The sequence below is a fragment of the Methylotuvimicrobium buryatense 5G genome (assembly GCF_000341735.1).
GTDB lineage: Bacteria > Pseudomonadota > Gammaproteobacteria > Methylococcales > Methylomonadaceae > Methylotuvimicrobium > Methylotuvimicrobium buryatense.
Map to the genome: position 1 here is coordinate 4299692 of NZ_KB455575.1, position 14190 is coordinate 4313881.

Below are 14190 nucleotides of genomic sequence, written 5' to 3' on the forward strand. Positions count from 1 at the left end.
ACCAAAAGCGGGGTAACTATTCACATCCACCTATCGTTCCCAGCAATTCCCAATTTGGAGATCAAAAAGGGTGTGGGGTATGCTTGGCGAGGATGTCGGCAGCAGGGCAGATTTTTGCTCCTGCAAAATCGACCTGGCACCTCGGCGCCTCCTTAAGTCCTGCCGAAATTTGAAGTGTGACACTTATAGTTATAAAGCGGGCGTAAAATATATTCGAGTGCGAAAGTTATAAAGGGATTAATACTCTCGGGACTACGAATTCATCATTCTCGTCCGCTCCATTTCTTTGATTCCGATAAATCCTGTTCGGACTTTAGCTCGAAATAGCGGGCAAACAGCAAGATCAAAATACCGCTGATTGCCAGTAGATAACAATACTCTGCAAGGCTCTGCCGCGCTATTTTTTCGGTGTATTGAATCGGCTTGTTTTCGAGGCGACCGATTTCGTCGATGACGTTTTGAAGTGCTTCCGGGTTTTGGGCTTCGAAGGCCTTGTACGGAATGCCGATGCTTTGGAAAAACTGATGCAGAAAATATTCCGGCGAGGTGGTTTCGTTTGCATTGGTTGGCTTGCTATCGAGAGCGAGGCTTCTGTCGTCGCGCAGATAAACCCAATACAGCATGACCTTGTATTGATGGAACAACTGGGTCAGCGTGCTTTGCGTTTCGAGATCGATGCGTGCGGCGCCGTCAGATACCAGTAGAATGACGCGCGATCCGGTCAACGGACGTTCCTGAAAATAGTTCAACGCCATCGCGAGACCCGGTGCGATGTTGGTGACGCCTCGGCCGCGCGATCGGGTTGCGTCGATCGCGGCCAGAATCGCGGTTTTGTCTTGGGTCAGCGGCAAGACATGAATGGGCGCTGTGCTGAACGAAATCATGCCGAAAAAATCGTCTTTTCTGCGTTTGATGAAATCGCTGAGTAAATCTCGGGCAATCGCGATCTTGCTTTCTTTTGCCGCGCCGCCGAAATAACGGCCGGCGAAATTTTCGTTCATGCTTGCGCTTCGGTCGAGCAGGATGACGATTTCGGCGCCCTGGCCGAGTCGTTGTACGGTTTGCTCCTTGAGATAGGGGCCTGCCAGCGCGATCAGCAGCAACAGAATGACGCCGGCGCCGATCAACTTCAATAGCGTAAACAACAAAAATGACAAAGGGTCGAACGGCAATACCGACAGGCTTGAGTAACGCAGCGCGGTTAGATGCTTGCCGAAAAACGGCAGTAAGGCCAGTGGTGAAAACAGCAGTACCCAGGGATGACTTAGCGCTAAATCCATCGACCGCTCCTTTCGAGCTTCCGGTATAGCAAGCACAGTTTCTCGATTTGAGCCGGACTTATTGCCGGTAATTCGCTAGCGGCTTCGGCAAAGAAGAGTTGCTGCGAAATGGCGAATAAAGCTTCGGTCTTTTCTCGAAGCGTTAAAAACTTCGGATGACTTTGAAAAAAGTCCGGCAATTGTCCGGCAAAGAGTGTTTCGCCGGCCAGTTCGTTCAAGGCATGATGAAAGCATTGCAGGGCCTGTAAGGTCACGGCCTTCGATTGCGGCAACTTTTTGAGTTTTTTGAGTTCCCGGCAGGCTTTGCCGAATGAGCCGCTGTAACGTTCGAGAAACGGGATTTTGCCGTAAAACCACACGATATAGAGCAATATAATCGAAGATACCCCGAGCAAATAAGTCAAGGCGCGGTGGTGCGAAGTCGCATCGATCAGGCGCGGCGGCACTTCCGGTTCAGGCTCGATGTCGCGGTCGGCTTTGTTTATTGGAATCAGCGGGTGATAACTGAAAGTCCAAGGCGGAAGCGTTGCAGTTTCAGGATTGCCTCGGTGCATGAAGCGAATCGGCAATGGCGGGATCGTCAATTCCTCGGTGGCGCGTACGCTCTTGAAAACCTGATAGGTTATCGCAAGCGAGTAGTCTTTTCCTGATTTGTTTGGTATTGATTCGATACTATCAAGCCTAAGCCATTCGTTGACCGAGCCAGGGGCCGGCAGAAAGCCGGATTCCAGTGTATAGAATAACGGTACCCCGATATGGGCCGTCAGGGTGATTTTGTCGCCAAGGCTGTAGCCGTAATTGCGCGGCGAATCGAGTTCGATTTCAATGTTGGCCGCGTTTGCGGTCATGGCGCCCGATAAATACAGCAATAGCCATAAGTAAAAATGAGCTAAGGAACGAGCATGAAACAATTTAGACAACTGTTGGAAGGGGGTTCGGTGGCTCGATTGGCAGGTGTCGGCGGCAGGGATAGCCGCCGTCAAGCCTACACGGACGTATTCACGGCGTCCTGTCAAGCGAGTCACCGAACCTCCGCAAAGCCTGCTAATTGTAGAAGTTATTTTGTGCATATTCCTAAGTGTTTATTGTTCATAGAAATAATGGGTGAGCTGATCGGCCTGAAAGGTGTCGTCGAGAAAAAACGCTTGGCGGCCGTAGCGCGTAAACAAATGCTTGAGCTGTTCTTGCCGGGTCTCGAATGCCGCGATGATTTTGCGTTTCAGGGCCGGACGCATCAGTAATTGTCGGTCTTTACCGGTTTCCGGATCTTCCAGGCGCACCAGGCCCCATTCCGGCAGATTGCGATACTCTTGGGGATGCCATAATACGACCGGGATCACGTCGTGTTTCAACAGCGAATCGAAAATTTCGGCGGTTTCATGAAACGGAAAATGAAAGTCGGAGACTAGAAAAATCAACGAGCGATGCCGGGGGCAATGCTCGGCGATCGAGAGCAGGCTTCGGCAATGGCTGTCGCCGGGGTCGAATTGCCCGAGCCGGTCTACGAGTTCGGCGGCGCCGCCTTTGTACCAGCGCGGCGGTAGATGAAAGTCCGGCAATAAATCCAGTCCGCAGCCGAAAAAGCCGAAATGATCGCCGCTACGATAGGCTGAATAAGCCGTCAATTCGGTAAATCGTGCCAGGGTTTTCATTTTTCCGTGAAAGCCCATCGAGGCCGATAAGTCCGCAATGATGTTGACCGAAATCAAGCCGCGCTGGCGAAAAGTCCTGACCATGAATTGGCCGAACGGGTCGAGCAGACTGGCGTGAATATCGATATTGTGCGCTTCGGGACGCGCGATAAAGAGCGCATGCCCGTGAAACTCATGTTCGCCGCCGCTGTGTTTGCCGGCATGACGACCAGGGTGCGCGCTCGCGGTGCGCCAAGGCAGTTGATAATGAAATTCTTCGAGCATCGTTGGCTTGTGGTAGTAAGCGGTTAGTAGTGAGCAGTGAGCGGAAAGATAAATAATAAAATTCTTAGAGCATCATCCGATTAAGTTTCGCGTACAAATGGATTGGAGCAAATTTTCTTAGGGCGCCGCTACCTGCTGCAGTATTTTTTGGCTGAGCTGTTCGGCGAGCAGTGTACGTCTCAATTCGTAAGTCGGGTTGAAAAACACACGGTGCGCGATCGTTTCATGGAAAATTTCGCGGATATCTTCCGGCAAGACGTGCGTACGACCGTTTAGCCATGCCGTCACTCGCGCCGCGCGCATCAGCATTCCGGCACCGCGGGCGCTGGCCCCCGCCAGGATTAGCCGGTCCATGTCGACATTGTCTAATGCAATCGAAAAGTTTTTCGGGAAACGGGTCGCCTGCCAAAGTTGTAAGGCATAATTTTGCAAGGTTTCACTGGCTTGGATGTGGTGCTGAATCTGTCGGCTGATTTCGTTCAATTCTCGGTAGGGGAGGATGCCCGGCTGTATCGTCTCGATCAATGCGTCGACATCGTAAAATCTCGGATTGAACATCAATTCGCGCTGTAGTGCCGGGTCTTCCGGCGTTTCGATTTTCAACTCCATCATGAAGCGGTCGCGGGCCGCGGAAGGTATTTCGAAGGTTTCGTCCTTTTCGACGCGGTTGCGGTCGGCGAAGACCTGTAAATGCGGGAAATAATGCTCACGGTTGAAAGCCGTGACCGATTTTTCGGCCATCACGCGCAACAGTAATGAATGGACCTGGGGTCGGGCGCGGTTGACTTCGTTGAAAAAGAAGGTCGATAGCTCCTCGCCGTGTTTCAGGATCGGCCCGGGGTCGACCTGCGGTTTGCCGGCTTCGTTGATGTAGGTGTGGTAGACCAGGTCGTTCGGCATCAGATCGATGGTGCCTTCGATGCGCTCATAAGCGCCGCCGATGCCGCGTGCGACCGCTCTCAACAAGGTGGTTTTACCAACCCCGACATCGCCTTCGAGCATCGCATGGCCGCGCGCGAATATCGCGGTCGTGACGAGTCGTACCGGACGTTCGAGTCCGATCACGGCTTTGTTGATTTCCTGTTCGAACAGTGCGGCGCGGTTATGCCAATCGGCTAGGTTTCGGTCGGTCATTATGGTGTTTAGTTTAAGTGTTATCGGTAGCATTAATTCGGCAAAGGGCTGCCGGTTGGGATTATTTGGGTAGAGCTTTAACCTCTCGTTCATGAAGGCCCGGCCATCGCCCCGGCAAAATAGTTCTTGGGTGGCGGAGGGCGCGGTCACTCGCCCGACAGGACGCCGTGAATACATCCATGTAGGCTCGACGGCGGCTGTCCTTGCCGCCGACGCCTGTCGGTCGAGCAACCGCTCCCTCTCCGGAACCTACATTTTCTCTGTCGAGTTTCTTAATATCGAAAAACTAGATTAAGATTTCAAATCCACGAACTTTCACAGTAACGTTCATGAAGGTCTAGCCATCGCCCCGGCAAATGACCATCCTTGGGTGTCGGAGGGCGCGGTCACTCGCCCGGCAAGACGCCGTGAATATACCCATTGGAGATCAAAATTCGGCGGCTCTTCGAGCATTGCCAAAATGTGAAGTGCGAAAGATATAAAGCCATCAAAGCCTGTTTGTCAATGAATTGCTCAGGTCAATGCCGGATTCTAACCGGTGCAATCGCAAAGAAGATAAGAAAACCGAAAAAAGAAACGATGGTCAACCATTTGGTTAGGCCGTAAAGTTTGCGAATGCCTCGGTTGGCTTTTTTGACGATTTCGAATTCTTTAAGGTAAACCGTTTCGCAGGCACCGTTGCCGGTGTCGTCTCGGGTAATGCTGGTACCGCGAAAGAAATTATTGCTTTTGTTGGCATATTCGGCCAATACGCCCTTGAAACGGATATGGTCGCCCGGTTCGGCAGACATCAGCGCTTTTTTGATGCGGTCGTCGTCTGTTAGTAAATGATTGTTCGACAGAGCGTTCATCTTGAATAAAGCGCCTGTCTCGTAGTCTTGCCAGGATGCCCAGCATGTCCAGCTATCGTTATGAAACTTCATTTGCCGGTAAACGCCGGAACCGACATTTTTACCCCAGATCACGCATAAGTCGCGAAGATTTAAAAAGTCTTGCCAGCGTTTGTGATGCCAGATGTTGGTGAAGGCATCGGCGTCACTGTAACTGACGACGACGCCGTGTAACTCATAGTCATACAAAGGCGTGATCGTATATTCCTGATCGTTGACCTGAGTCTTGAACGGCTCGGCGTTTATTTTGGCTTGAACCGGTTTGTCTAGATAACCGAGATCGTAAAAAGTCGGCTCCGGTAAACGGTCTTTTTTGAAATAAAGCACGACCGTAAGTAATGCGCCGACAATGAAGAGCCATTTAAATAGCTGCTCGAAAAAGGAACTGGTAGCCATGGTGCAGATCGGTCGTAAAAATTGAAATTATAGTTCAACTGTTAAAATATCAGATGTGCAGAAAGGCTAATTTTACTGTGAAAGTTCGTAGATTGAGATTCTGTATCTAATTTTTCGATATACGGCGCTCGACAGAACCAATGCCGCTTCCGGAGAGGGTGCGGTTGTTCGACCGACAGGCGTCGGCGGCAGGGCAGATTTTTGCTCCTGCAAAATCTGCATTCGCGCCTTCCTTGGCGCTCGAGCCGCCGTCGAGCCTACAAGGACGTATTTACGGCGTCCTGTCGGGCGAGTGACCGCACCTTCCGTTCCGCCTCGAACTTTCATTTGCCGGGGCGATGACGGCTTCTTCATGAGTATTACGGTAAGACTTCCCATTGTTCAAGGTTTTATTTGATGCGTCTCATTAAACGATAGCGTTTGTTTATTGCGCGCTATGGGGCTTCTGTGTATGCTCCGCGCATGCAAATACAATTGATTACTATCGGCAATAAAATGCCGACTTGGGTGCAAGCGGGTTATGATGAATACGCTAAACGGCTGCCGAGAGAGTGCGAATTGGTGCTCAAGGAGATCCCGCCGGGCAAGCGGGGGAAAAATAGCGATTCGGCCCGGATAGTTAAGGACGAAGGCGATAAAATGATCGCGGCGATCGCAAAAGACGCGCATGTCGTTACCTTAGACGTCCCCGGGAAGCTTTTGTCGACGCCGGAATTGTCGGTTGCCTTGAAACGATGGCTCGAAAGCGGGCGGAATGTCGCCTTATTGGTCGGCGGACCCGAAGGGTTGTCCGATGATGCGAAACAATTGGCGCGCGAATCCTGGAGTCTGTCCAAGTTGACTTTTCCGCATCCATTGGTACGTGTGATCGTTGCCGAACAGATCTATCGTGCCTGGAGTATTTTAAATAACCATCCCTATCACCGCGAATGAGTGCGCAAATCCTTTTAGCTTCGGCGTCTCCGCGTCGTCAGGAACTGTTAACGCAAATCGGAGTCAGTTTTAAGATGTTTCCGGTCGATATCGACGAGACGCCTTACTCAGGTGAGGCGCCATTGTCTTATGTTCGACGCATCGCCGCCGAAAAGTCGGCCGTGGCGTTGGAGCGGAGCGATGCAAGGCTCCCGATTCTGGCCGCCGATACGGCGGTGATCTTGGGCGGACGGATCATGGGCAAGCCAAAGGATAAGGCCGATTGCCTGGCAATGCTCGGCTTTTTGTCGGGACGTACGCATCAGGTCTTTAGTGCCATATCGCTTAGAGGGTCTGAGCACTGGCAAGCAGTTAGTATTACCGATGTGACTTTTCGCTCCATCAACGAAGAGGAAATGAACCGCTATTGGCAAAGCGGGGAACCGGCCGATAAAGCAGGCGCTTATGCGATTCAGGGTTTAGGGAGCGTGTTCGTCAAATCGATTACCGGCAGTTTTAGCGGCGTGGTGGGCTTGCCGCTGTTCGAGACGGCTGAACTTTTAGCGAAACAAGGGATAACGATTTTCAAATGAGTGAAGAAATTTTAATCAATGTCACGCCGCCGGAAACTCGTGTCGCCGTCGTCGAAAACGGCGTTTTGCAGGAACTGATCATCGAGCGCAGTCGTCAGCGCGGCTTGGTCGGTAATATCTATAAAGGCGAAGTATGCCGGGTGTTGCCCGGCATGCAAGCGGCCTTTGTCGATATCGGTTTGTCCAGAGCCGCTTTTTTACACTTGTCCGATTTATGTAGTAAAGATTTGGAAAAAAAAGGGTCGGCGAATATCGAAAGCTATCTGCACGAGGGCCAGCATATCGTCGTGCAAGTGACCAAGGACCCGATCGGTTCGAAAGGCGCGCGCTTGACCACGGAAATCTCGATCCCGTCGCGTTATCAGGTCTACATGCCCTATGCGAATAATTGCGGCGTGTCCCAACGGATCGAGTGCGATGCTGAGCGTGCTAGACTCCGTGCCTGTCTCGAATCGTTTCGCGAAAAAAACCAATGCGGAGGCTTTATTGCGCGTACGGCAGCCGAATGCGTCGAGGAAGCGGTTTTGTATTCCGACATGACGTTTCTTCTCAAACTCTGGAAAACGATTTCCGATAGCATCAACAGTGCTCAACCCAAGCAGTTCATTCACAAAGACTTACCGCTGAGTGTCAGAACGCTTCGGGATCTATACAAAGAGGGTATCGAGCGGGTACGTGTCGATTCTAAGGAAACTTATCTCAAGCTGGTCGAATTCGCGAAGATTTTCGTACCTGATATCGTCGATGTGATCGAGCATTACACCGGCGATTGTCCGGTCTTCGATATATACAGCGTTGAAGAGGAAATTCAGCGCGCGTTGGATCGTAAAGTCATGCTGAAATCAGGGGGGCACTTGGTGTTTGACCAAACCGAGGCGATGACGACGGTCGACGTCAATACCGGCAGTTATGTCGGCGGGCGTAATCTTGAGGAGACGATTTTTAAGACCAATTTGGAGGCGGCTCAGACGATATCTCGCCAACTACGATTGAGAAATTTAGGCGGCATCATCATTATCGACTTCATCGATATGCAGAGCCATGAGCATCGCAAACAAGTCTTGCAAGCCTTGGAGCGGCATTTGGAAAAGGATAATGCGAAGACCAAGATTACCGAGGTTTCCACGCTCGGCTTGGTCGAAATGACCCGTAAAAGGACTCGGGAAAGTCTCGAACATATTTTGTGCGAACCCTGTTCGGCTTGCGGCGGGCGCGGTGTTCTGAAAACCGCCGAAACAGTATGTCTGGAGATATTTCGCGAAATTATCCGCGAAGTTCGGCAATATAAGGTAAAGAAGCTGATGGTGTTGGCCTCGAACGAGGTAGTCGAAATGTTGCTAGATGAGGAGGCCGATATGCTTGCGGAACTCGAAGCGTTTTTGAATATTCAGATTAAATTCAGGGCCGAGGGCGAATATAATCAGGAACAATATGACGTCGTGTTGTTATGATTTCGGTTGATGTTGATTGAGTTATTCATACAAAATGCCTCCTGATTATCAAGATGCTTCAGTTTGCCGAAGCCAAGTGTCCGAGCAGTGACCAGTCGTAGTCGCAAAAACTAAAATATGCTGTTACCCAAGCTCCAGCTTGGATAACCTGTTCAGGAAGCTCTAGCTTCCGGGGTGTCTTTCCCAAGCTGGAGCTTGGGAAATAGCGTGATGTGGGTTGGCCGTTTTTAGCTTGACGCGCATGGCTTGCGAACCCCGTCTTGCTAGGGATATGTTGATCTTTGGGCTTTAGCTGAAGAAACTTGCTAATCAGGAAATGCCTTGAATACTTTTTATTTTTCAAACGACTCATGTAGTTTTTCAATATCGCATTAACGAGTTTTTAGCTAAGTGATTCATCACATTACGCGGGCCACGCGAATTCTGCTTTTTGGGTCTTTGATTGCTTCGGCATTAGGCTTGACGGCAGTCCGTTTATTAATGAGCGGGCTGGAAAGTTATAAGTTCGAATTAGAGAGAGAAATTGGGGCGCTCATTGATGCCCCGGTTGAAATTGGCCGAATAAAGACCGGTATGAGAGGCATTACGCCGACGTTAATGCTAAAAGATATCAAGGTGTTGGCTGAGGATGGGCAGCGCTCTTCTACCCCGGTTAATTTTGAAGAGATTCGCTTAAATATTAGTTTATGGCGTGTTCTTTGGACCCGAGAACTTTGGGGGGCATCTTGGATCTCGATCGTAGGTGCCGATGTGTCGATACAGCGAAAACCGGATGGTAGTTTTACACTAGGCGGTTTACAAGCCGGCGGCGAAACCGATTATCCGTTGTGGTTGCTGCAGGGAGGGAAGTTTGAGCTGTTGCATAGTCGTATCGCTTGGCAAGACGAAATGCGTGGCGGCAAACCCATTCAATTTGAACGAGTCGATTTGGTAATCAAAAACGATGGTGACCGACATCAAATTCATCTGCTAACGGGCTTACCCGAAAACTTAGGCCATACATTGCGCGTGTCGATGGAATTGAATGGCAACTTTTTCGAACCCGGTAATATAGACGGCAAATTGTATTTTGAGGGAACCGGAGTTGACTTGGCCGAGATTATGGCGGGCGAATCGCTATCGGATATTAGTATTGAATCCGGGGTTGGCGATCTTAAGCTTTGGACGCATTGGCAAAAAAGTCAATTATCCGAAGCGGTCGCGGAGATTAATCTGTCGCGCGTGGTATTGCAGTTCAAGGCAAAGAATGCTTTAGTGCTGGATAGACTCGAAACGCTCTTTAGGTGGCGCGATGATGGCCGACGTTTGGTTCTGGATGTTGCTCGATTGGCTGTCGAAGGTACTCGGCGGCCTTGGACCGATACGCAGTTTAGTTTGGCTGTTGAGCGAGATACAGAGAATGCGTTCAAGCGTTTGGCGTTGTCGGCGCATCGTCTGGATATGATGAATATTTCCGAGTTGGTGGCTTGGCCAGGTTTATTGCCGGTTGAACAGACGGAACGTTTGACGGCACTCAAGTTGTCCGGAAATGTGGAAGATTTTACGCTTTTTATCGATATTGACAGTCAGCGCTTTGCCGCCGATGGTCTATTTTCCGATTTAGGATTTGCCGGGTTCGATTCCTTTCCCGGGTTTTCCGGTTTAACTGGATATATCCGCGGCAATGATGAGCAGGGCATGGTGCAATTGACTACCGGCCAATCGCAGTTAGCGCCGGATGGGGTTTTTCGGCAAGCGCTATCGTTCGAACGTCTGCAAGGGCGGATCGACTGGCGGCAAACGCTCGATGCCTGGATTATTTCCAGCAAACAAATACGGTTAGATGTGCCGGCCGGGTCAACGATTAGCCGCTTGTTTTTAACACTGCCCAAAAGCGAAGCCTCGCCCGTACTGGAATTACAGAGTACTTTTTCGGTTGCCGATCTTGGTCAGGTTAAAAATTACCTTCCGGTAGGGAGTATCGATCCCGATACTTTCTCTTGGTTAGACCGCGCTTTTATCTCAGGCAGTATTCCGCGTGGCGGATTGTTGTTTTCCGGCGAGTTGGAGCGTTACCCCTTTGCTGAAAGTCAGGGCGTTTTCGAAGTCTTGTTCGATGTTTCCGATATGACGTTGAATTACGACCCGGAATGGCCGAATTTGACCAAAGTTGATGCGCAGGTGTTGTTTTACGGGCCGTCGCTCAAGGTCGATATCAAAAAAGCCGAAACTGCAAATTGCTCGATTAGGCAAGCCGAAATAACTATTCCAATGCTGAATGATGAGCCCAATCTTCTGGTCAGCGGCGTGGCCGAGGGCAGCATTATTAACGCGTTGGATTTTCTGCAGCAAACTCCGATCGGTTCATCGGTTGGGGCGTTGCGAGCCGCAATAACGCCTACCGGAAACACATCTGTTAAACTCGATCTCGATATCCCATTAGTAGGGCCGAAACCGATTAAGGTCGATGGCGAAGCGACGTTCGATCATGCCTCCCTCGTCGTGCATTCATTCGATTTACCGGTAGGCAACATCAAAGGGACTTTAAAATTCAACGAACAGGGGCTTTTCGCCGACAATATGCAGGCGGTTGCGTTGGGGAGCCCGATTCGAGTGAATATCGAAAACGAATCGAAACAAACTACGATTAAAGTCGTGGGGCAAAGTGCCGTTGAGGATCTGCAAAATCAATTTAAGCTACCATGGTGGGGTCTTGTTGAAGGCAATACCGACTATCGGTTGGAATTGGTGTTGCCGGGCGATGACAATCGCACGACTCAATTGACGGTCAATTCGGACTTGAGAGGCTTATCGCTGGCCTTGCCCGACGGACTCGCAAAAAGTAAAGACCAGTCTCGATCCTTATCGCTCGTTTTTGATTTGAGCGACGAGCGATTATTACCGGTTAGATTAAATTACGACAATCAATTGAATGCCGCATTCAAGATTGAGATAGCGGAGCAGGCGTTACATTCGGGGCATTTTCTGTTCGGGGTCGGTGTAGTGGATTATCCGGATGACCCGATTATTAAGCTCGAAGCGAATCGTGATCAAATGAATCTCGAAGAATGGCTTAGTTTTATCGATAGGGGCGGTGTCGCAAAAGAGAAGCCGATACCTGTACACGAAATCAAAGTAAAAACCCGGCAGTTAATTAATAAATTCATGGACTTAGGTCGTCTGGATTTAATGTTGACTCGTAGCGGCAAGGTATGGGTAGGTAAGATCGATAGTTCGGCGGCCAAGGGGGATTTGCGTATACCTGTTGACCGGTCGGGTGAGGATAGCATACGGATGACCATGGAGTTTATCGATCTGACGGCGATGAGCCGCATTAAATTGGAAGGCGGTACCGATAACCTCGCGGAAAAGTTGCCGTTATTCGATATCGACAGCGAAAAAGTGATTTGGCGCTCAAGCGATATCGGGCGATTGGTGTTGCGAACCGTACGCATACCTAAAGGCTTGCATTTTCATCGACTTACAGTTTCCGATAGAAATGAAACAATGAATCTGACCGGGCGTTGGATCAATCAAGGATTGGGCTCTACAACTGAGTTAAAAGGTACTTTCGACGGCCGGCAGTTCGGTCGGTTGCTTAATGAGTTAGGGCTTTATGAAAGTATGAAAGAAACCCGTATTGCCGCAAAACTCGATCTAAATTGGAATGGGGCTCCTTATCAATTTTCATTGGAGCGCTTGCGAGGTAAAGTGGATATCGAGTTAAAGGACGGTAGATTGCTCAGCATAGAACCTGGATTAGGGCGGGTATTGGGTATCATAGCGTTTTCACAGTGGGTTAAACGATTGCAATTGAATTTTCGCGATGTTTACGAGGAAGGGTTAACCTTCAATAGTATCAAGGGACGTATCCATTTAGCCGATGGCATTGCCAGTACCGCAAATTTAGAAGTCGACGCCGTGCCGGCCAAAATAACGCTTTCCGGGAACGCCAATTTGAACGATAAAACGCTGGATCAACAAGTTCGGGTCGTGCCTAAAAGTTCCGATGCGGTTCCCATTGCTGGTACAATTGTCGGCCGTTTAGCCGGTTTGATTGCCAAGGCGGTGACGAAAGATTACCAGGAGGGCTTTTTTTTCGGGTCTCAATATCGAATCATAGGTTCTTGGGAAGAACCGCAAATAATTCCTTTGCGTGAAGGCGACGGTTTGTTTAACAAAACCTGGCAAGGGCTTACCGATTTTCCGTGGACGGAAAATAGCGATTAAGGACTTCCCGGTATACGCGGAGTATAAAAACAGGGTAGTTATACCCATCGTAGATCAAAATTCGGCACCGGGTTGCTTGTCAAAGGACGTCGTGAACCCATTACCTTTTTAAGCATCGCCCAGGCTTGAAGTGCGAAAGGTATAATGTTCATAAGGGTAAGTATTGAACGAAAACATCAACGCATCGTTATGCATTGAGCGATTCTGAATAAAAATTAAACTGAATAAAAATTAAAACAAGAGTCTTTAAATGAGTAAATGTGCCGCCATACAAATGGCATCGAGTCCCAATGTGGGGGCGAATCTTTTAGAAGCCGATAAATTAATCGGCGAAGCGGTAAATGCCGGAGCGAAATTGGTTGTGTTGCCGGAAAACTTTGCCTTGATGGGTGAAAACGAGACCGATAAGTTAACGGTCAAGGAAGTCGACGGGAATGGTCCGATACAAGATTTTTTAGCGTCGACCGCACTCAAATACAAAGTTTGGGTTGTCGGTGGAACGATTCCGTTGGCTGGCGATAACGATAACAAAGTCAGAGCTGCCTGCCTAGTTTATAACGACCGTGGCGAGCGCGTTGCGCGTTACGACAAAATGCATCTATTCGATGTCAGCGTGCCCGATACCGAGGAAGAATACCGCGAATCGAATTCGATTGAGCCCGGATATGATCCGGTTGTTGTCGATACACCTTTCGGTAGGTTGGGGCTGTCGGTTTGCTATGATCTGCGCTTTCCCGAACTTTACCGTAATTTGGTGGCGAAAGGCGCCGAAATTTTGTTGGTACCTTCGGCGTTTACTGCACAAACCGGTGCCGCGCATTGGGAAGTCTTATTGAGAGCGCGAGCGATCGAAAACTTATGCTATGTCATTGCGCCGAATCAGGGCGGCTTTCATATTAACGGTCGTAAAACTTTCGGGCATTCGATGATTGTCGATCCGTGGGGTGTGGTTTTAGGTTGTCATAAGAATGGCGGCGGCTTCGTTTGCGCCGATATCGACCACGAACGCTTGGAAAAAGTTCGATTGTCTTTCCCCGCTTTACAGCACCGGAAAATTTAAATTTCGATTGGTTTTCGGTAAGCAGTTAGCGGTGAACTGATAGGAATTATGATCATCGCTTAATTTTATGCTGTTACCCAAGCTCTAGCTTGCACTGCCATTAAGTTAAGCCGTTCGTGGTGAGCCTGTCGAACCATGGACGGCTTAACTTATCGACCCAGGATTTTTCCATTCACCCTTCGACAGGCTCAGGGCGAACGGAAAAATCCTTAACTTAATGGCAGTGAGCTCTAGCTTGGGAAAGAAGGTGATGCAGGTTGGCCGTTTTTAGCTTGATGTGCATGCCCCCGGTGCCTTCTTAGACACTGCCGAAATTTGAAGTGCGAAAGGTATATGTACGGCTAAATAC

At 49.7% G+C, this 14190-nt stretch carries 11 protein-coding genes; 5 read left to right on the forward strand and 6 right to left on the reverse strand.

Annotated features, from left to right (window positions below):
- Positions 1–263: 263 nt before the first annotated feature.
- From METBU_RS0119270 to METBU_RS0119290, 5 genes are all read right to left on the reverse strand, one after another.
- Positions 264–1280 carry a vWA domain-containing protein gene (locus tag METBU_RS0119270; protein WP_017842166.1) on the reverse strand — a complete coding sequence of 339 codons (1017 nt, stop codon included), beginning with the start codon at positions 1278–1280 and terminating at the stop codon, positions 264–266.
- Complete coding sequence (locus tag METBU_RS0119275; RefSeq protein ID WP_138767214.1) at positions 1271–2350, reverse strand: hypothetical protein; 1080 nt, start codon at positions 2348–2350, stop codon at positions 1271–1273. Before METBU_RS0119275 ends, METBU_RS0119270 begins: the two co-directional genes overlap by 10 nt.
- Before the next feature lie 12 nt (positions 2351–2362).
- Complete coding sequence (locus tag METBU_RS0119280; protein ID WP_017842168.1) at positions 2363–3196, reverse strand: DUF58 domain-containing protein; 834 nt, start codon at positions 3194–3196, stop codon at positions 2363–2365.
- Positions 3197–3313: 117 nt separating this feature from the next.
- The gene (locus METBU_RS0119285) at positions 3314–4330 is read right to left on the reverse strand and encodes an AAA family ATPase (RefSeq protein WP_017842169.1); all 1017 of its coding nucleotides are present in this window, start codon (positions 4328–4330) and stop codon (positions 3314–3316) included.
- Between the two features lie 518 nt (positions 4331–4848).
- A complete protein-coding gene (locus METBU_RS0119290) occupies positions 4849–5616 on the reverse strand; it encodes a P-loop NTPase family protein (protein WP_017842170.1) in 768 nt (255 codons plus the stop codon).
- A gap of 462 nt (positions 5617–6078) precedes the next feature.
- Between METBU_RS0119290 and rlmH the strand changes: the two genes are divergently transcribed.
- Genes rlmH through rng form a run of 3 tightly spaced genes read left to right on the forward strand, consistent with a single transcriptional unit; the run spans position 6079 to position 8572 of the window.
- Positions 6079–6549, forward strand: coding sequence for a 23S rRNA (pseudouridine(1915)-N(3))-methyltransferase RlmH (gene rlmH, locus METBU_RS0119300; protein WP_026130333.1), 471 nt, complete (start codon positions 6079–6081; stop codon positions 6547–6549).
- Positions 6546–7121, forward strand: a complete 576-nt coding sequence (locus tag METBU_RS0119305) for a Maf family protein (RefSeq protein WP_017842173.1) — start codon at positions 6546–6548, stop codon at positions 7119–7121. Before rlmH ends, METBU_RS0119305 begins: the two co-directional genes overlap by 4 nt.
- Positions 7118–8572 carry a ribonuclease G gene (rng, locus tag METBU_RS0119310; protein WP_017842174.1) on the forward strand — a complete coding sequence of 485 codons (1455 nt, stop codon included), beginning with the start codon at positions 7118–7120 and terminating at the stop codon, positions 8570–8572. The genes METBU_RS0119305 and rng overlap by 4 nt, the downstream gene beginning before the upstream one ends.
- Positions 8573–8630: 58 nt before the next feature.
- Here rng and METBU_RS27745 read toward each other — a convergent pair whose 3' ends face one another.
- The gene (locus tag METBU_RS27745; RefSeq protein ID WP_144053594.1) at positions 8631–8924 is read right to left on the reverse strand and encodes a hypothetical protein; all 294 of its coding nucleotides are present in this window, start codon (positions 8922–8924) and stop codon (positions 8631–8633) included.
- A 38-nt stretch (positions 8925–8962) separates the two neighbouring features.
- Between METBU_RS27745 and METBU_RS0119315 the strand changes: the two genes are divergently transcribed.
- Together METBU_RS0119315 and METBU_RS0119320 are read left to right on the forward strand one after the other, a co-directional pair.
- Positions 8963–12781, forward strand: a complete 3819-nt coding sequence (locus tag METBU_RS0119315; protein WP_017842175.1) for a YhdP family protein — start codon at positions 8963–8965, stop codon at positions 12779–12781.
- Positions 12782–13031: 250 nt separating this feature from the next.
- Positions 13032–13841, forward strand: a complete 810-nt coding sequence (locus METBU_RS0119320; RefSeq protein WP_017842176.1) for a carbon-nitrogen hydrolase family protein — start codon at positions 13032–13034, stop codon at positions 13839–13841.
- Positions 13842–14190: the final 349 nt, after the last annotated feature.

Bases quoted from the DNA above. Each gene is read 5' to 3' on its own strand.
- METBU_RS0119270 (WP_017842166.1), bottom strand. From the start codon at position 1,280: ATGGATTTAGCGCTAAGTCATCCCTGGGTACTGCTGTTTTCACCACTG.
- METBU_RS0119275 (WP_138767214.1), bottom strand. From the start codon at position 2,350: ATGCACAAAATAACTTCTACAATTAGCAGGCTTTGCGGAGGTTCGGTG.
- METBU_RS0119280 (WP_017842168.1), bottom strand. From the start codon at position 3,196: ATGCTCGAAGAATTTCATTATCAACTGCCTTGGCGCACCGCGAGCGCG.
- METBU_RS0119285 (WP_017842169.1), bottom strand. From the start codon at position 4,330: ATGACCGACCGAAACCTAGCCGATTGGCATAACCGCGCCGCACTGTTC.
- METBU_RS0119290 (WP_017842170.1), bottom strand. From the start codon at position 5,616: ATGGCTACCAGTTCCTTTTTCGAGCAGCTATTTAAATGGCTCTTCATT.
- rlmH (WP_026130333.1), top strand. From the start codon at position 6,079: ATGCAAATACAATTGATTACTATCGGCAATAAAATGCCGACTTGGGTG.
- METBU_RS0119305 (WP_017842173.1), top strand. From the start codon at position 6,546: ATGAGTGCGCAAATCCTTTTAGCTTCGGCGTCTCCGCGTCGTCAGGAA.
- rng (WP_017842174.1), top strand. From the start codon at position 7,118: ATGAGTGAAGAAATTTTAATCAATGTCACGCCGCCGGAAACTCGTGTC.
- METBU_RS27745 (WP_144053594.1), bottom strand. From the start codon at position 8,924: ATGAGTCGTTTGAAAAATAAAAAGTATTCAAGGCATTTCCTGATTAGC.
- METBU_RS0119320 (WP_017842176.1), top strand. From the start codon at position 13,032: ATGAGTAAATGTGCCGCCATACAAATGGCATCGAGTCCCAATGTGGGG.